The organism is Antarctobacter albus (assembly GCF_900101505.1).
In the GTDB taxonomy this organism is placed as follows: domain Bacteria; phylum Pseudomonadota; class Alphaproteobacteria; order Rhodobacterales; family Rhodobacteraceae; genus Antarctobacter; species Antarctobacter albus.
Genome location: NZ_FMZI01000001.1, coordinates 495,949 through 512,944, shown reverse-complemented (window position 1 = coordinate 512,944; position 16,996 = coordinate 495,949). Strand labels below are relative to the sequence as shown.

The window sequence follows — 16,996 nt, the reverse complement described above, 5'->3', positions numbered from 1 at the left end:
TCTAGGTAGCGGTCAGAGCAACAGCCCGACCCGACAGCCTGACCTGGAGCAGGGCACCTGAATGGAGAGATGACATGACCACTTCGACCGACTATGCCGCCACGCTGCTGCGCGTTTCAAGCGGTGTTCTTTTCCTGGCCCACGGGCTGCTCAAGGTGAACGTCTTCACCATCGCGGGCACCGTCGGCTACTTCGAAAGCCTCGGCCTGCCGGGTTTCCTGGCCTACCTGACCATCGCCGCCGAACTGGGTGGCGGCCTGGCGCTGATCCTTGGCGTGGCCGTACGACTGGTGTCGCTGGCCCTGATCCCCGTCCTTCTGGGCGCGACATGGGTGCACATCGGCAATGGCTGGCTGTTCTCGGGTGAAGGCGGCGGCTGGGAATTCCCGCTGTTCTGGACCGTTGCACAACTGGCCGTGGCCCTTCTTGGCGCTGGTGCCTTCGCCCTGCGCATCCCGGCACTGCAACGGACCCTCGGGCAATTCGCCTGATCACGGTACCCGCATATCAAGGCACGGACAGATGTACCGCACCGTCACGCTGACTTTGGCCCTCGCGCTTGGACTGGCGCTGACCGCACCGGTTTCGGCGCAGGACATCCGTGAAAGTCCGTCGACTGTCGACGCCGTCCATGTCGATGAATCCGCTTCCCGGGCGTTGGCGCCCGGGAAGAAGATCTCGTACCTCTACACCCGGAACGTGACGCAGGAGTTCATCCCGCAGAAGCTGACCGACCGGGGGGTATTTCTTCCAGAGCCAGTTCTACGGCACCATCTTCTACGTGGGTGACGAGGGCGTGTTGGTGTTCGACGCCTTGGACTGGGACTTCCTGTCGGGCGGTCACGGCAACGTCGGCTCTCGGGCGGATGTGGATTTCTACCGGCAGTTCCTCGACGACCTCGAGGCGGCGGTCGGCGAAGCCCTCGGCAATGTGCCCTGGGGAGACGGAATCACCGACCCGGCGCAGCTGAACGCCCATACCGCCTACCTGTCCAACTGGATTGCGGAAGTCGGGAAATACGCGACAGAAAAACTGCGTCCGGTCTACGGTGACTACTCCGGCTTTGACCACGCAACGCCCAAGAATGCCGAGCTGGTGGGAATGTACCTCTATTCCTACCGCTGACCACATGGACGCGCCGCGAGACAATACCCGGCGCGTCCACACTTCCTTCTGCCGATGAAAGGCCACAAGATGCCCGCAACACGCACGCTTGACGACCTGAAGAACAGTTTGTCGCCCTCCGACCGGATGCCGCTGGTCTTTCTCGGCCACGGCAGCCCGATGAACGCCATCCAGGACAGTGCCTACAGCCGCGCCTGGACAGAGCTGGGCAAGTCGCTGCCCCGTCCTAAGGCGATCCTCGTAGTGTCCGCCCACTGGATGACCCGGGGCACGACCCTGGTCGATGTCTCAGCCATGCCGAAGACGATCCACGATTTCTACGGCTTCCCGGACGAACTCTTTGCCCAACAGTACCCGGCGCAGGGGGCACCGGACCTCGCTCGCGAGGTGGCCAGCCTGCTGGCCAGCCACCATGCCGAGGAGGATGACACCTGGGGGCTGGATCACGGCGCTTGGACGGTACTGAAATTCCTCTATCCTGGGGCCGATGTCCCGGTTTTCCAGGTCTCCATCGACATGAGCCGCGGCCTTGACCATCAGCTTGAGATCGGGCGGACACTGTCGGCCCTGCGAGACCGAGGTGTGTTGATCCTTGGTTCCGGCAACGTGGTGCACAACCTGCGCGCCGTCGAATGGGGCAAGAACGTCAAACCCCATGACTTCGCGCTGGAGTTCGACCGGCTCTTTGCCGACAAGCTGACTGACCGCGACTTCACCGCACTGGCAGATCGCGCGGGCCTGGGGACGCTGTTGAAGATGGCCCACCCGTCGGTGGATCACTACCTGCCCGCGCTCACAGTCGCAGGCGCCTCGGATGCGCGCGACGACCTGACCTTCATGACGGATGCCATCGACCTCGCAGCGGTCTCGATGCGGTCCTTCGTGTTCCACGCAAGACAAGGAGCGGCCTGATGCTCGTAGATGGAAAATGGGCCTCGGACTGGCAACCGGTTCAGAAGGCCGATGAAAAAGGGCGGTTCGTCCGCCAGGTCTCCAGTTTTCGCAACTGGATCACGCCGGATGGCAGTGCCGGACCGACCGGCGAGGGCGGCTTCAAGGCCGAAGCGGGGCGCTATCGGCTATACGTTGCGCTGATCTGTCCCTGGGCCTCGCGCACGCTGATCGCACGCAAACTGAAGGGACTCGAGGACCTGATTCCCGTGACCGTGGTCAACCCGGTCCTGTCAGACCAGGGTTGGCAGTTCGGCGGCTATGACGGCGCTGATGCGGATCCGCTCTTCGATGCGACCTACATGCACGAACTCTACACCCGGGCCGATAGCTCCTTTACGGGGCGCGCGACGGTTCCGGTGCTCTGGGACATGCAGCAGGGCGTCATGGTGAACAACGAAAGCGCCGACATCCTGCGGATGTTCGACACCGCCTTCGAAGGGTTGGTGCCTTCGGACCTGAGGCTGTACCCGCAGGATCTGGCGGCCGAGATCGACACCCTGAACGCCGTGATCTACGACCGGCTCAACAACGGCGTCTACAAGGCCGGCTTCGCCTCGTCGCAAGAGGCCTATGACGAGGCCGTCGCGGGCGTCTTTGACACGCTCGACATGCTCGAGGATCGCCTGACCGGTGACTACCTCTTCGGGGACCGCCTGACCGAAACCGACATCCGCGCTTTCGTCACCTTGATCCGGTTCGACGCGGCTTATCACGGACTGTTCAAGACCAACCTCCGCCAGATCGCCGACTATCCGCGCCTGTCCGCCTACATGCGGCGCATCCTGGATCTGCCCGGCGTCCGTGTGACCGTGAACATGGACCACATCACGCGGGGGTACTACTCGATCAAGGCATTGAACCCGACCGGTATTCGCCCCGTGGGCCCCGATCATGTCACGCGCGCGCTGCATTGACGGTCACGCGTCAGCAAACCGACCAAAGACCCTGTCCGGACCGGGCAGGGTCACCGCGTTGATGAGACCTTGGTTGCATTAGAAGGGATATAGTTCGATCGCGACACTCATCACGACCTTCCAACCATCTCAAACAGTTAGAGGTGATTGGCTCCGGCGGTAGGGATCGAACCTACGACCAATTGATTAACAGTCAACTGCTCTACCGCTGAGCTACGCCGGAACATGCGGCGGTCTATAACAACGTGGAATCCGGGCGTCCAGAGGGTTTCGTCACAAAAATGAGGATTTTTGTTCGCCACATCAGATCGACCGAAAAACGGCCTCGGCGGACAGATCCCCAACCAGGGCAACACGGGATTTCGACGTCAGATCAATGAGGTGAGCCAGGACATTCCGGGTGGCCGCCGGCAGAAGGGCAGGCGGAACGTCTGTGTAGATCCTCTCGGCCAGGTCGCGCGCCGTGGCAGGGGTCTGTGTCAGCGCCTCGAGGATGGCGGTCTCGCGGCCACGGCGATGCGTCAGGAGTGCCTCCAGCCGCTCGGCGGGTGCGGTTACGGGCGCGCCGTGGCCGGCATGGAACAGGGACCACGGGCGTTCTTGCAGGCGTTCCAGCGAGCACATGAAGGCGGTCAAATCCCCGTCGGGCGGCGACACCAGCGAGGTTGCCCAGCCCATCACGAGGTCCCCGGAGAACAGGACATCGCCCCAGGCAAAGGACAGGTGGTTGGCCATGTGGCCGGGCGTGTGCAGGGCCTCGACGGTCCAGCCATCCCCGGCGACCGTGTCGCCATCGGCGAGCACAATGTCTGGAACAAAGCCCGAGTCGACGCCCTCACCGCCACCGACCAGTCCCTCGTCTGCAAGTTTCCGCATGATCGCGCTGCGCCCGGCCTGGGCCGGACCGAATCCCAGAACCGGTGCCCCGGTCCGGCGCGACAGGTCGCGGGCGAGGGGGGAATGATCCAGATGTGCGTGGGTCACCAGGATATGGGTGATTTCCTGCCCTGGGGTCAGTGCATCCAACAGGGCCTGAAGATGGGTCGGGTCATCCGGTCCCGGGTCAATCACCGCAATGCCGCCCGTGCCCAGTAGGTAAGTATTTGTCCCGCGAAAGGTCATCGGTGACGGGTTCGGTGCCAAGACACGGCGCAGGCCCGGGGCAAGCGTTTCGGCAATGCCCGTCCGGGGCTGGAAATCGGGCTGGGGATCCTGCATCGGATGGGTCCTTTTGGCGATGGCGGGCCGGGGCGGCGCGGGCTAGGCTTAGCGCATGTTCTTCCGCTGGCTCAAACGATATATGCCCCGCAGTCTCTATGGCCGTGCCGCACTGATCCTCGTGCTGCCGGTGGTGACACTGCAACTGGTCGTGTCGGTCGTCTTCATCCAGCGTCACTTCGAGGGCGTCACCGTCCAGATGAGCAAGGAACTGGCGCGTGAGGTCAACCTGGTGGTGGCAGACCTGCCGGACCGGTCAAATGGACTGCGGCTGAGCATTCGGCCCAAGGCCGTAGCGGAAGACGCACTGCCGGCGGTCAACCAGCGTCGCTGGTACGATTTCACCGGCCTTGTGGTGATCCGCGAACTGGACATGCGAATCCCGACGCTGGAACGCATACTGCTGCCCAGCGACCGCGAGGTGGTTCTGTTCCTGCGCCATGACGACCAGCTTTACCGGGCCAGTCTCGAGCGGTCCCGGGTTTCTGCCTCGAACCCGCACCAGCTGTTCGTGAACATGGTCTTCTTCGGCGCGCTGATGACGCTCATCGCCTTTCTCTACATGCGCAACCAGCTGCGGCCGATCACCCGGCTGGCGGCAGCGGCAGAGGCCTTTGGCAAGGGTCGCAACATGCGCTATTCGCCCGCCGGCGCCACGGAAGTGCGGGCCGCCGGCCATGCCTTTCTTGAAATGCGGGACCGGATCGAACGACATATCGAACAGCGCACCATGATGCTGTCGGGGGTCAGTCACGACCTGCGCACGCCCATGACACGGCTCAGGCTGGGGTTGTCGCTGCTGGATGACGAAGACCGCGAACCGCTGGAACGTGATGTCGAAGAGATGCAGCAGCTGATCGACGCCTTTCTGGATTTCGCGCGCGGGGATGCCGAAACCGCCGCCTCGGAGCGCACAGATCCCTTTACGCTGATCAAACGCGTCGTCGAGGACGCGCAGCGTGGCGGGCAGAAGGTCGAGCTTGGCGAGATGCAGGGCGAGGGGACGGCGATGCTGCGCCCGCGTGCCCTGCGCCGCGCGGTCGAGAACCTGATGGCCAACGCGCGCCGCTATGCCTCGGACTGTCGCGTGTCGGTGCAGCTGACTGGCGGGGCGCTCCGCATCCGTGTCGAGGATGACGGGCCCGGTATCCCGGCTGACCGGCGCGAAGATGCCTTGCGTCCCTTCGTTCGGCTGGACCCGGCGCGCAACCAGGATCGCGGCTCTGGTGTCGGGCTGGGCTTGGCGATCGCGGCGGACATCGCACGGGCGCACGGCGGCGTGTTGCGCCTGGGCGAAAGCGAAAGCCTTGGCGGCCTGCGCGCCGACATCGTCATCGCGCTGTGATCCAGGGCTCCGCGGAACCTCTGCCAGCGGGCATTTTCCGAAAATCCGAAGAATGCGCCACTGTTTTGCCGTCTCGCAGTCACCTCGGTGAAAGACCTCTGCGTCAGCTTGCACGCAGACAAATCACAGGAGTTCCCAGATGGCCATCATGCCGCTTGTCACCGCCGCCACCATCGGGCTTGCCGCGTTCAGCGCCACCGACGCCGAAACGCCCAAGGACCTGGTCTTTGCACAGGCCCAGCCCTTTGTCGCCACGCAGGGTTACGCGGTGCCGCAGGGCGATTACATGACAACACCCGACGGATGCACCTATCGCCGGACGCAGGCACCGGGCCAGCCCGCGCGTTGGATCATCGTTCTGAACCCGCATCACCTGGGCAAGGGAGGATCCCCCAGCAAGTGCAAGGGCATGTTGTAACCCGCTCCGACGGCAAAAGGCGCGCCGATGGTTACGGCGCGCCGTTACATTCCAAAGGACAGTCGCTGGTTCAGAACCAGCCCTGAACCGTCCGCGCGCCGGCGGAAATATCCTGTCCGATGCCGTCGACGGTGCCACATCCTGCCAGCCCCACGGCCAGCGCGATCACGAAAACCACTCTCATATCTGCCTCTTGTCCGGTCTTGTCGCCGTTAGGTGAGGGACGAGATCACTCGCCCTCCCACCACCATACATCAGGCTGAAAGCCCAGCCAATCACCATAGATCGGCAGGCTATCCTTGGGAAAGGTGAGTTCCTTCGCGTGGGCGATGCGGCTGACCGCGTATTTGTCCTGTACCGGGATCACGTAGCGCCCGCTGATCAGGACGCGGTCCAGCGCGCGGGCGGCGGCCAAAAAGTCGTCCCTGCTTTGCGCACCGAGCAGCGCGTTGATCATGGCATCCGCCGCAGCCGATTTCATCCCCATCCAGTTGCGAGAGCCTTCCCGGTCGGCCCCCTCGGCGCCCCAGTAAAGGAACTGCTCATTGCCGGGGCTGAGAGAGAGCCCCCGACGGAAACTGGTCATGTCGAAATCGAACTGGTTGGTGCGTTCCTTGTATTGCGCCGGGTCGATCATCGTCACCTCGGCGGTGATGCCGATCCGTTCCAGCGCGCGGATAAAGATCTCTGCCATCGCGACGTTTTCGCCCTGGCCCTGTTGCAACAGGATCTCGAAGGTGAAAGGCACGCCCGCGGCGTTCTTCATCACGCCGTCCTGCACCGTCCAGCCGGCCTCGGCCATGAGGTCAATGGCCTTGGCCAGGTTTTCGCGGTTGCGGGGACTGCCGTCCGAGACGGGCAGGCTGTAGCCCTCCAGCGCGCCGGGCAGCAGTTCGTCGGCAAAGGGGGTCAGCAACTCTCTGACCCGCCCTTCGGCCGGGCCCTCGCGCATCCCCAACAAGGAGTTGCCGTAGTAAGAGGTGATGCGCGGCTGCGCCCCGCCGGTCAGCGTGTCGTTGATGTATTCAAAGTTGAAGGCATGGATCAGCGCATCCCGCACATGCCAGTCGGCGAACTTTGCGCGCCGCGTGTTCATCACGAATCCGGTGATCCCCGTGGGGCGCTGGTGGGCAATCTCGGATTTGACGATTTCTCCATTGCGAACTGCGGGAAAATCGTATTGGGTCTTCCATTTCTCGGCGTTGGTCTCGCGGATCGTGTTGATGATCCCCGCCTTGAAGGCCTCGAACAGCGCGGTGTCGTCCGCGAAGAATTCCAGCCGGATGGTGTCGAGATTGTTGGTCCCGCGGCGAAAATTGATGTCCTTGCCCCAGTAGTCCGGGTTGCGGTTCAACTCGACATAGCGGCCCGCCTCGTAGTCGCCGATGACATAGGGCGCCGAGGTGATCGGAACGAGATCGAGGCTGGAGTTCTCGAAATCCAATCCCTCCCACTGGGCCTTCTTCAGGATCGGGCGCATGCCGATGATCAGGGCCAGTTCCGGGTTGTCCTCGTTGAAGGTGAAGCGCACCGACCGGTCACCAGTCTTTTCCATGCTCTCAACCTTGCCCCAGAGACCCAGGTATCGGGGATGCCCCTTGGTGCCCAGGGTCTCGTAGGACCACATGACATCCTCGACCGTCACCGGGCTGCCATCCGAGAATTCGGCCTCTGGCCGGAGGGTGAATTCAACCCATTCGCGATTCGGTCCGACCTCTATCGATTCGGCCAGCAGCCCGTACAGCGAGAAGGGTTCATCATAGTTCCGGCCCATCAGGCTTTCGTAGACGAGGAACCGCAACTGCCAGGGCGCAGAGCCTTTCAGGATGAGCGGATTGAGACTGTCGTAGCTGCCCAGCTCCCCGGTGACGATGCGGCCACCGGTCGGCGCGTCCGGGTTGGCGTAGGGGAGCGACACAAAATCGGGTGGAAGCTGCGGGTCGCCATACATAGCTATGCCATGCTGGGGATCGGCCCACAGGCTGCCTGCTGACAGAATCGCTCCGGCCGCGACGATTTTTGCGACCCGATTTCGGAAAAAATTTACGCACATTTCTGCAACGATCCCTGTCTGCCCTTGTTTTCTTGAAGGCGAGCGTATCGCTCCTTTTACGCCTTTTCAAACTTTTAGCTTGGACTCAGAAACCGTAACGCTTATAAAGGGGGCACTGCTCGATAGGTTTCTTGCCTGTATGAAACCTGCCTCAATGACTGAACCCCGGCCTTGTGCCGGGGTTTTTTTTGCCCATTCGCCAGGCACCACCTACATCGCTTCCCAGCCCCAGACAGCAGCATCGGCACGCGGCATTTCGACCTGTGCGGGTTCCCGCCGAAACGTCCCTTGATTTCACCCTCAGCCCGGCGATTGAGCGGGTGCATACCGCCGCATCCAGGACTATGCTGCATCTGCAAACACAACCAGCATCGGGGAGCCTCATGTCGCTACAGGGAAAGACCGCCATCATCACCGGATCGAACTCGGGCATCGGCCTTGGCATCGCGCATGAGATGGCAAGGGCAGGGGCCTCGGTGGTGATCAACTCCTTCACCGATTCCGACGAGGATCACGCCCTGGCGAAATCCATCGCCGAGGAACACGGCGTCGAGGCGCGCTATATCAAGGCCGACATGTCCAAGCCGGACGAATGTCGCGCCTTGGTCGAGACGGCAGGCCGCTGCGATATCCTGATCAACAACGCCGGTATCCAGCACGTTGCCCCGATCGACCAGTTCCCGACCGAAAAGTGGGATGCGATCATCGCGATCAACCTGTCCTCGGCCTTTCACACCACCGCTGCCGCGCTGCCGAAGATGCGCGCCGCCGGCTGGGGCCGGATCGTCAACATCGCCTCGGCGCATGGTCTGACCGCCTCGCCCTACAAAAGCGCCTATATAGCCGCCAAGCACGGCATCGTCGGCCTGACCAAGACCGCCGCACTGGAGACCGCCCAAGAGCCGATCACCGCCAACGCGATCTGCCCGGGCTACGTGCTGACGCCCCTGGTCGAGGCACAGATTCCCGACACCATGAAGGAATACGACATGGACCGGGAAACGGTGATCAAGGAGGTCATGCTCAAGCGCCAGCCCTCCAAGGAATTCGCCACGGTCGAACAGCTGGGCGGCACGGCGGTTTTCCTGTGTTCGGATGCGGCGGCGCAGATCACCGGCACGACGATCAGCGTCGACGGCGGCTGGACCGCGCTGTGACCTGACGGGGCAGGCGGGGCCTGGCCCCCGCCTGCATCTTCGGCACAGTCACCTCCGCGGCATTTTCGCATCCAAGAAATCACGGGAGCGCGGCGCATGGCGAAATCCATTTGCATCAATCTGGCCCTGCAGGGCGGCGGCGCACATGGCGCCTTTACCTGGGGCGTGCTGGATCGGCTGCTGGAAGAACCCGAGATCGAGATCGCGGCCATCACCGGCACCTCGGCGGGGGCGCTGAACGGGGCCGCGCTGAAGTCCGGGATGCTGGCCGGTGGCCACGAGGGCGCGCGCGAGATGCTGGACTGGCTGTGGTCGCAGATCGGCGCCCTGCGCGACGAGGCGCTGCCCGACTGGCTGCAGGGGTGGATGCCGCACCCCGAGGTGGTCAGCAAGAGCCTGGAATATTCTCTGCCCTACAGCTGGGGTGAAGCCGTGGGGCGCATGGTGTCGCCCTATGCCTGGGGGCCGCTCTATCGCAACCCGTTGGAAAAGATTGTCGAGCGCTTCGATTTTGGAAGGGTCTGCGCCGCGACCGGGCCAGAGTTCTATGTCTGTGCAACGCAGGTGCGTGACGGCAAGATCCGGGTCTTTTCCGGCGATGCGATCAATGCGCAGGTCATCATGGCCTCGGCCTGCCTGCCGACGCTGTTCCAGGCCGTCGAGCTTGAAGACCCCCAGACCGGGACGATGGAACCCTTCTGGGACGGGGGCTATACCGGCAATCCGGCGCTGTTTCCCCTGTTCGAGGAACATCTGCCCGACGATGTGGTGGTGGTGAACATCAACCCGCTCTTGCGCGACAAGACCCCGGTCAGCCCGCCCGAGATCCAGAACCGGATCAACGAGATCAGCTTCAACGCCTCGCTGCTGCGCGAGCTGAGGGCCATAGATTTCGTGCAGCGCCTCCTGCAGAGCGGCGCGCTGACGCCGGGCACGATGAAGGACCTGCGCATTCACATGATCGCCGACGATGCGCTGATGAATGCCCTGTCGGTGGCCACCAAGATGGTCCCGGTGCCGACGGTGATCGCCCAGTTGAAAGAGGCCGGACGCCGCGCGGCGGGGCGGTTCCTGGACAGCCACAAGGATGACCTGGGCCACCGGCAGACGGCGGACCTGCGGGCGATGTTCAGCTGACGCGGGTTCAGGACGCCTTGCGGAACTGCGCCTCGAGCGCCTGCTTGGCGTCCTGCCCGTTGGGATAGACAAGCCCCGCCGAGATCACCAGCTTGGCCGCGTCCTCAAGGCTCATATCCAGCTCGATCACGTCTTCCTTGGGGAAGAACAGCAGGAATCCAGAGGTCGGGTTCGGCGTCGTCGGCACAAAGACCGACATCAGGTCCCCGCCGGTGACGGCACGGCGGGCCACCTCGCCCTTGGCCACGGTCGAAATGAACCCGATGGCCCAGATGCCCTTGCGCGGGTATTCGATCAGGCAGGCCTTTTCAAAACTGCGCTCGCTCTGGGCAAAGATGGTTTCCGCCAACTGCTTGATGCCGGAATAGATCGAGCGCACGACGGGTGTACGTTCCACCAGGCTTTCGGCGAAATTGATCATCGAGCGGCCGATCAGCCCCTTGGCGATCCAGCCGACAACAATGGTGAAGAACAAGAAGACAAAGACGCCAAGGCCGCGCACGTTGACCTCGATCCGTCCGTCGTCATCGGCGTCCAACAGGTCGAACAGCCAGGGAATGCGTGGCCCGTCCGGCCCGGTCATCCAGCGATTGAGGAGCGCGTTGGGCTGGTAGGCATCGGGCACGAAAGGCCAGACGAACCCGTCGACCCAGCCGACAACGGTCCAGATCAGCCAGACGGTCAGGCCCACCGGGGCGATCACGACGATGCCGGTCAGGAATGACGTGCGCAGCCGCGTGAAAAGACCCGGCCGCTTGCGGGTGGTAGGCTCGAATGGTGTGGTCATCGCAGGTCCCGGGACGATCAAGACGAAAGTAGGTGCATCGCGCGGGCTCTACAATGGGCTTTGCATCGGAAAGACGATCAGGCGGGCAGGGCGCTCAATTCCTGCGCAATCCCGGCGGCGAGCCGGGCATTGTTGAGGACCAGCGCGATGTTCGCCTCCAACGACCGACCGCCCGACAGTTCGTAGATCCGTTGCAGCAGGTAGGGGGTCAGGTCCTTGCCCGCGATTCCGTGCGTTTCCGCATCGCGCGTGGCCTCGGCGATGATCGGGGCAAGTGTCTCGCGCGGGATCTCGGCCTCGGCGGGAATCGGGTTGGCGATGAGCTGACCGCCGGGCAGGCCCAACCGTGCGCGCATCCGGTGGGCCGCGGCGATCTCTGCCGGGCTGTCGGCGCGCAGGGGCGCCCGCAGGCCCGCCTCGCGCGACCAGAAGGCCGGCAGTTGGTCCTGGCCAAAGGCCATGACGGGCACACCAAGGGTTTCCAGCCGTTCCAGCGTCTTGGGCAAGTCGAGGATGGCCTTGGCGCCAGCGGCCACCACCGTCACGCGGGTTTCGGCCAGTTCCTGAAGGTCGGCGGAAATGTCAAAGGTCGTCTCGGCACCGCGATGCACGCCGCCGATGCCGCCTGTAGCAAAGACCTCGATCCCGGCCAGTTGCGCGGCGATCATGGTTGCGGCGACGGTGGTCGCCCCTGTGCCGCCGCGTGCCATGCACACGGCCATGTCCGCGCGCGACAGCTTGGCCACCTGTTTGGACTGCGCAAGCGCCTCCAGCTGGGCATCTTCCAGCCCGACGTAAAGCGTGCCTTCGATCACCGCGATGGTGGCCGGCACGGCGCCATTATCGCGCACCGTCGCCTCGACCCGGCGCGCCACTTCCAGGTTCTGGGGCCAGGGCATGCCGTGGGTGACGATGGTGCTTTCCAGCGCCACGACGGGGCGATGTTCGGCCAGGGCCTCGGCCACGGCATGAGAGCATTTGATCGGGCTCATCATCAGGTTCCTCCGGAAACATGGGTCGCGGCGGCGGCCAGCGCGCGGCGCAAGGCCTCGGGCCGGTCAAAACCGTCGCGTTCGGCGGCGATATGGGCCGCCATGAACGTGTCGCCCGCGCCGGTGACGCGGGTCACGGTGACAGGCAGCGGTGTTTCTGTATGGCTGGCATCGGCCGTCGCATCGCAACAGGGCGCGCCACCATGCGTGACCAGCGCCCGCGCGGCGCCACGCTCGACCAGGGCGCGCGCGGCCTCGGCGGCGCTGGTGAAGGGGGCTTCGCAGAGAAGGCAGGCCTCTTCGAGGTTGACGTAAAGAGTCCCGCGGCCCGCGCGCAGAAAGGCGGAGAGCCGCGTGGCCTTGCCCGGGCTGGCGGGGGCGATGCGCAGATCGGCACGGGCAAAGGCCGGGTGCGCCGCGATCTCGGCCAGCAGGGCCTCTGTCAGGTTGCCGTCCAGCGCGATACGGCCCGCGTAGGGCGCTTGCGGCGTTCCCAGCGGCCCTTCGATCAGCGGCGACAGGATGCGCGCGCCAGCCTGTTCCAGGGAATGCGCATCGGCGATCGCGGCCAGCAGCCCGTCCGGTGTCTCGATCGCCATGTAGCGATCCGTGGGCAGATCCGGCGCGCGGGTCAGGTGGGTGGTATCCAGCCCCAACCGCCTGCATTCCGCCGCAAGTGCCGTGCCTTCGGCATCCTGTCCGACGACCGAAATCAGCGCCGGGCGCATCCCCAAACCCGCCAAGGTCATGGCGATGTTCAGTGCCACGCCACCGGGGATCAGCCGGATGCGGCCCGGCTTGTCATTGCCGGCCTGCATGGTCTGGTCACAACGGCCGATCATGTCCCAGAGGACGGAGCCGATGCAGAGGATATCCGGGGCGTGTGTTGTCATTGCCGCGTTTGTGGCGCGAAGGGCAGGGCGGCGCAAGCCGCATCCGTGCCTTACCTCGGCAGCATGTCCTCTTCGTCGGCGCAAAGGGCCAGCCAGTCGCGAAAGGCAATGAGCGCGGGCGGCGCCGGGCGGTCGGCGGGCCAGACGAGGTAATAGGCGCCAAGACTGACGGGCGCGGCCTCATGCGCCGGTCGCAACGTGCCCGCCGCACGTTCGGGCGTGCTGAGATAATCGGGCAAGAGCGCCACGCCCAGCCCGTGCAACGCCGCCTGCAGGATCGCCGTGAACTGGTCGAAGGTTGGTCCGGGCAAGGGTCCCGGCGACAGGCCCTCTGTCGTGAACCAGTCCGCCCAGGCATTCGGCCGGGTCTGGATATGCAAGAGCGGCAGGCGACGCAGAGCCTCGAGCGGCAACGGCCCATCAGGCAGGAGAGACGGCGCGGCGAGCGGCTGCACAGTCTCTGTCATCAACCGCAGGTGATGCGTGTCCGGCCAGTCCGGTGCGCCGAAATGCAGCGCTGCATCAAGGGGTTCCGCGGCAAAGCTGAACGGACGCAGCCGGGTCGTCAGGTTCACCGTCACCTCTGGATGACGACGCGTGAAATCCGGCAGCCGCGGCACCAGCCAACGCATCCCGAAACTGGGCAGGATCGCTAGGTTCAGCGCACCGCCCGAGGGATCAAGCCGCAGCGCCATTGCCGCCTCGGTCAGCCGATCCAGCGTTTCGCGCACCGTTCCGGCAAAACTGCGCGCCTGAGGAGTGAGGCGCAAAGCCCTGTTTCCACGCAGGAAAAGCGTGACGCCAAGTTGATCCTCAAGGGTTTTGAGCTGGCGCGAGACGGCGCTTTGCGTCAGGTTCAGTTCCTGTGCCACGGCGGTGGCGCTGCTCAGACGATCCAGCGCCTCGAGCGCACGCAGTGCGGGCAGGGGTGGCAGATGCATTCCCATTCCTCATGAATACCTGCGATATTGTCGTTTTTCCATGCGACGGCTGCAAGCTATACTGCGCCAAATCGAGGACAGGAGCCCGCCATGAACGAGATGACCAAACCGCATCTGAAAGCCAAGGACGCCCCGGACCTGGGTGGGTTCACCTGGGACGACCCGTTCCGCCTTGCCGACCAGTTGAGCGAGGAGGAACGTATGCTGGCCGAGGGTGCGCGCAGCTTTGCACAGGAGAAACTGGCGCCGCGCATCGTCGAGGCCTTCGAGGAAGAAACCGTGGAACCGGCGATCTTTGCCGAGATGGGTGAGATGGGCCTGCTGGGCATCACGGTGCCCGAGGAATATGGCGGCCTTGGCAGTTCCTATGTCTCTTACGGCCTTGTCGCGCGCGAGATCGAGCGCGTCGACTCGGGGTATCGGTCGATGATGTCGGTGCAGTCCAGCCTCGTGATGTACCCTATCTACGCCTATGGATCCGAGGAACAGCGCAAGAAATACCTGCCGAAACTCGCCAGCGGTGAATGGATCGGCTGTTTCGGCCTGACCGAGCCGGACGCGGGCAGCGATCCGGGCAGCATGAAGACGCGGGCGGAAAAGATCGACGGCGGCTATCGCTTGACCGGCTCGAAGATGTGGATTTCCAACGCACCGGTGGCGGATGTCTTTGTCATCTGGGCCAAGTCCGACGCCCATGATGGCAAGATCCGCGGCTTTGTCCTGGACAAGGGCACCAAAGGCTTGTCGGCACCCAAGGTGGCCAACAAGTTGAGCCTGCGCGCCAGCGTGACAGGTGAGGTCGTGCTGGAAGGCGTCGAGGTGGGCGAAGAGGCTTTGTTGCCACATGTTCAGGGGCTTAAAGGTCCTTTTGGATGTTTGAATCGCGCGCGCTACGGCATCGCCTGGGGCGCGCTTGGCGCCGCCGAGTTCTGCTGGCACGCAGCACGGCAGTACGGGCTGGACCGCAAGCAGTTCGGCAAACCCATCGCACAAACGCAGCTATTTCAAAAGAAACTGGCCGACATGCAGACCGAGATCGCGCTGGGGCTGCAGGGTTGCCTGCGGGTCGGGCGGCTGATGGACGAGGCGCAGGGCGCGCCCGAGATGATCTCGATCCTCAAGCGCAACAACTGCGGCAAGGCGCTGGAGATTGCGCGCATGGCCCGTGACATGCACGGCGGCAACGGGATCTCGGCAGAGTTCCAGGTGATCCGCCACATGCTGAACCTTGAGACGGTGAACACCTACGAGGGCACCCATGATGTGCATGCGCTGATCCTGGGCCGCGCACAGACCGGGTTGCAGGCGTTTTTCTGATCCGAAACGACAAGAACCGGACGGTCCATCCGGTTCTTGTCACTACCGGGGGCACGAGGTCTGGAGCAGGCACGCTAGGCGGGCATATTTCCGATAATCAGTATTATGTAAATATTGAATGCGGGGCGAAACAGCCCCGCATCCGGTTTTCCAGCTTCATTCGTCCTTGTAGCCCGCGATCTTGCGCCAATCTCCGACGATCGGCCCTTCGGTCGATGCCGGGTTCTTGGGATCAAACCCTCCGATCGCCTTCTTCGCCTCTGTTCGACGTTTCTTGACGATCCCGTCCCGCTCCGCCTTGGCCCGGGTCCAGGGATCGCCATTCTTCTTGTCCCAGTAGTCGCCGCTCTTGTAGCCCGTCCAGTGATCAAAGACCTCGTACTGCGGGGTCGTTGTGCCCTTGGCCGTGTGGCAACCGTTTGGCGTGCAGACGTCAGATCCCTGATTGTAGATCGTGTGATCGAGGACCTCGACCGAGTCCTCGATATCGCTCAGCATATCGTTGTACGTCTTGGTCACATGATCCGCGAAACGCTCGGCATGGCTTTTGCGGGACACGGTGTAGCTGGATTTCAGGACGTCGCCATCCTCACCCACGTCGACCTCGGCCTGGATCGTGTCGATCAGCAAAACCGTGCTCCCGGCCAGCTGGTAGACCGGCAAACCGGCCTTGCGGAACCGCTTTTCCTCGAGCGGGCCAATGACGTCCGCGGCGAACTTTTCCTGCCAATCGTCCAGGAGACCCAGAAGAGTTTCGCGGTCACGGCCGCTGTTCCGCATCGGGATGAATTCATCCTCCAGCCATCCCCGGAATCCGTTTACATGGCCGTTGATCTGGCTGATCACCGATGCGTCGATCTCCTGTTTGAACATGTCGTGAAGCTTCTTGTAGACCTCGCTGAAATAGGACGGCACGTCCTCGGGTCCAAAGATCGACTCGTATATCTTGTCACCGATCTTTTCGCCAATCTTCGCCGCGATCTTGGAGGCGATTGCGCTCGCCGCTTCGAGAGCAAGGTCGTCGATACCGGCGATCATGGGGCTGACGACGGCGCCGGTGTCGAGGCTGTCTTTCTGAAAATACTGCTCATCCCGGACCAGCCTGCCGTCGATAATCCGGACTTCGGGGAACAGAATGGTCAACTCGGCTTGGTTTGTTGTCCGCACCAGAGCCCCGGTGCCGGCGGCAATGTCGCCCAGTGGTGCTGTCAGGTAGGTGAACCGTTCGCTCTGGATGGTTTCTCCTGGCAGTCTCGGAATTTCCGCCGAAGCCTCGAAACGCGCGCATCGCATCGCAGTCTCGAAATCCGCGGCCTGATCTTTGGGTATTTCCGGCAGCTCACTTTCGGACATCAGCGCCAAGTCCGGATGATCCTGGTGTGCAAGCGCGGCCCGAGTACTGGGCGTAAGGACGGACTGTGCGTCGGCCTCCTTGTGGATTGCCGCAAGCTTGGCCGAAACATAGGTTTCCGGATCGTCTGCAAAAACTTTGGTAAACAAGAAACGCATAATACCCCCTTCCCTATAAGTTGAGTTTTCAGCCTAGACTGGTGTTTGAAAGGCTGACAAGCTTTTCAAGACGCGCATTCGGATACACTGACAGCGAGATCCTCTCACACGCGACCGCAATCAGGGATTGTTTGGTCTGAGGCGGTTTCGCAACTGCGCCCCGGCTTTGGCGGTTCGGTCCTGTCAGGCGACTGGACAGGTCGACCGGCATGCTCTTACCACCGGAGCAAAGCCC

Annotated in this window: 18 protein-coding genes and 1 tRNA gene; 10 read left to right on the top strand and 9 right to left on the bottom strand. The window is 63.3% G+C overall.

Features of this window, described 5'->3' with window-relative positions; genetic code table 11:
* Positions 1 to 74: 74 nt before the first annotated feature.
* From BLQ71_RS02480 to BLQ71_RS02460, 5 genes are all read left to right on the top strand, one after another.
* Positions 75 to 491: a DoxX family protein gene (locus tag BLQ71_RS02480; RefSeq protein WP_069208294.1), complete on the top strand. Its 417-nt coding sequence runs from the start codon at positions 75 to 77 to the stop codon at positions 489 to 491.
* Positions 492 to 522: 31 nt separating this feature from the next.
* Complete coding sequence (locus tag BLQ71_RS25895; RefSeq protein WP_074620578.1) at positions 523 to 789, top strand: hypothetical protein; 267 nt, start codon at positions 523 to 525, stop codon at positions 787 to 789.
* Positions 790 to 802: 13 nt separating this feature from the next.
* Complete coding sequence (locus BLQ71_RS25890) at positions 803 to 1,126, top strand: hypothetical protein (protein ID WP_133066103.1); 324 nt, start codon at positions 803 to 805, stop codon at positions 1,124 to 1,126.
* 69 nt (positions 1,127 to 1,195) lie between these two features.
* Positions 1,196 to 2,038, top strand: a complete 843-nt coding sequence (ygiD, locus tag BLQ71_RS02465) for a 4,5-DOPA-extradiol-dioxygenase (protein ID WP_074620576.1) — start codon at positions 1,196 to 1,198, stop codon at positions 2,036 to 2,038.
* Positions 2,038 to 2,994, top strand: coding sequence for a glutathione S-transferase family protein (locus BLQ71_RS02460; RefSeq protein WP_074620575.1), 957 nt, complete (start codon positions 2,038 to 2,040; stop codon positions 2,992 to 2,994). Before ygiD ends, BLQ71_RS02460 begins: the two co-directional genes overlap by 1 nt.
* Positions 2,995 to 3,142: 148 nt before the next feature.
* Here BLQ71_RS02460 and BLQ71_RS02455 read toward each other — a convergent pair.
* A tRNA-Asn gene (locus tag BLQ71_RS02455) sits at positions 3,143 to 3,217 on the bottom strand.
* A gap of 80 nt (positions 3,218 to 3,297) precedes the next feature.
* Positions 3,298 to 4,212: an MBL fold metallo-hydrolase gene (locus tag BLQ71_RS02450; RefSeq protein WP_074620574.1), complete on the bottom strand. Its 915-nt coding sequence runs from the start codon at positions 4,210 to 4,212 to the stop codon at positions 3,298 to 3,300.
* Between the two features lie 55 nt (positions 4,213 to 4,267).
* Between BLQ71_RS02450 and BLQ71_RS02445 the strand changes: the two genes are divergently transcribed.
* The gene (locus tag BLQ71_RS02445; RefSeq protein ID WP_074620573.1) at positions 4,268 to 5,557 is read left to right on the top strand and encodes an ATP-binding protein; all 1,290 of its coding nucleotides are present in this window, start codon (positions 4,268 to 4,270) and stop codon (positions 5,555 to 5,557) included.
* A 139-nt stretch (positions 5,558 to 5,696) separates the two neighbouring features.
* Positions 5,697 to 5,975, top strand: a complete 279-nt coding sequence (locus BLQ71_RS02440; RefSeq protein ID WP_074620572.1) for a hypothetical protein — start codon at positions 5,697 to 5,699, stop codon at positions 5,973 to 5,975.
* Between the two features lie 70 nt (positions 5,976 to 6,045).
* On the opposite strand, the gene BLQ71_RS02435 is transcribed toward BLQ71_RS02440, so the two are convergent.
* Positions 6,046 to 6,159 (bottom strand): entericidin EcnA/B family protein, encoded by a 114-nt coding sequence (locus BLQ71_RS02435; protein ID WP_069208312.1) that lies wholly within the window; start codon positions 6,157 to 6,159, stop codon positions 6,046 to 6,048.
* Positions 6,160 to 6,204: 45 nt separating this feature from the next.
* Positions 6,205 to 8,028, bottom strand: a complete 1,824-nt coding sequence (locus BLQ71_RS02430) for an extracellular solute-binding protein (protein ID WP_074620571.1) — start codon at positions 8,026 to 8,028, stop codon at positions 6,205 to 6,207.
* A 383-nt stretch (positions 8,029 to 8,411) separates the two neighbouring features.
* Here BLQ71_RS02430 and BLQ71_RS02425 point away from each other — a divergent pair, with 383 nt between their 5' ends.
* Together BLQ71_RS02425 and BLQ71_RS02420 are read left to right on the top strand one after the other, a co-directional pair.
* Positions 8,412 to 9,185 carry a 3-hydroxybutyrate dehydrogenase gene (locus BLQ71_RS02425; protein WP_043138881.1) on the top strand — a complete coding sequence of 258 codons (774 nt, stop codon included), beginning with the start codon at positions 8,412 to 8,414 and terminating at the stop codon, positions 9,183 to 9,185.
* Between the two features lie 96 nt (positions 9,186 to 9,281).
* Positions 9,282 to 10,322 (top strand): patatin-like phospholipase family protein, encoded by a 1,041-nt coding sequence (locus BLQ71_RS02420; RefSeq protein WP_074620570.1) that lies wholly within the window; start codon positions 9,282 to 9,284, stop codon positions 10,320 to 10,322.
* A gap of 7 nt (positions 10,323 to 10,329) precedes the next feature.
* Here BLQ71_RS02420 and BLQ71_RS02415 read toward each other — a convergent pair whose 3' ends face one another.
* From BLQ71_RS02415 to BLQ71_RS02400, 4 genes are all read right to left on the bottom strand, one after another.
* Positions 10,330 to 11,109 carry a DUF502 domain-containing protein gene (locus BLQ71_RS02415; RefSeq protein WP_043138886.1) on the bottom strand — a complete coding sequence of 260 codons (780 nt, stop codon included), beginning with the start codon at positions 11,107 to 11,109 and terminating at the stop codon, positions 10,330 to 10,332.
* Between the two features lie 77 nt (positions 11,110 to 11,186).
* On the bottom strand, positions 11,187 to 12,101 hold the full coding sequence (locus tag BLQ71_RS02410; protein ID WP_074620569.1) for a pseudouridine-5'-phosphate glycosidase: 915 nt from the start codon (positions 12,099 to 12,101) through the stop codon (positions 11,187 to 11,189).
* Positions 12,102 to 12,103: 2 nt separating this feature from the next.
* A complete protein-coding gene (locus BLQ71_RS02405; protein ID WP_074620568.1) occupies positions 12,104 to 12,994 on the bottom strand; it encodes a PfkB family carbohydrate kinase in 891 nt (296 codons plus the stop codon).
* A gap of 50 nt (positions 12,995 to 13,044) precedes the next feature.
* Entirely contained in the window at positions 13,045 to 13,935 is an 891-nt protein-coding gene (locus tag BLQ71_RS02400) for a LysR substrate-binding domain-containing protein (protein ID WP_373286046.1), read from the bottom strand.
* 90 nt (positions 13,936 to 14,025) lie between these two features.
* On the opposite strand from BLQ71_RS02400, the gene BLQ71_RS02395 reads away from it, so the two are divergent.
* Positions 14,026 to 15,252: an acyl-CoA dehydrogenase gene (locus tag BLQ71_RS02395; RefSeq protein ID WP_373286045.1), complete on the top strand. Its 1,227-nt coding sequence runs from the start codon at positions 14,026 to 14,028 to the stop codon at positions 15,250 to 15,252.
* A 156-nt stretch (positions 15,253 to 15,408) separates the two neighbouring features.
* Here BLQ71_RS02395 and BLQ71_RS02390 read toward each other — a convergent pair whose 3' ends face one another.
* Positions 15,409 to 16,761: a hypothetical protein gene (locus BLQ71_RS02390; protein ID WP_069208319.1), complete on the bottom strand. Its 1,353-nt coding sequence runs from the start codon at positions 16,759 to 16,761 to the stop codon at positions 15,409 to 15,411.
* Between the last annotated feature and the right edge of the window lie 235 nt (positions 16,762 to 16,996).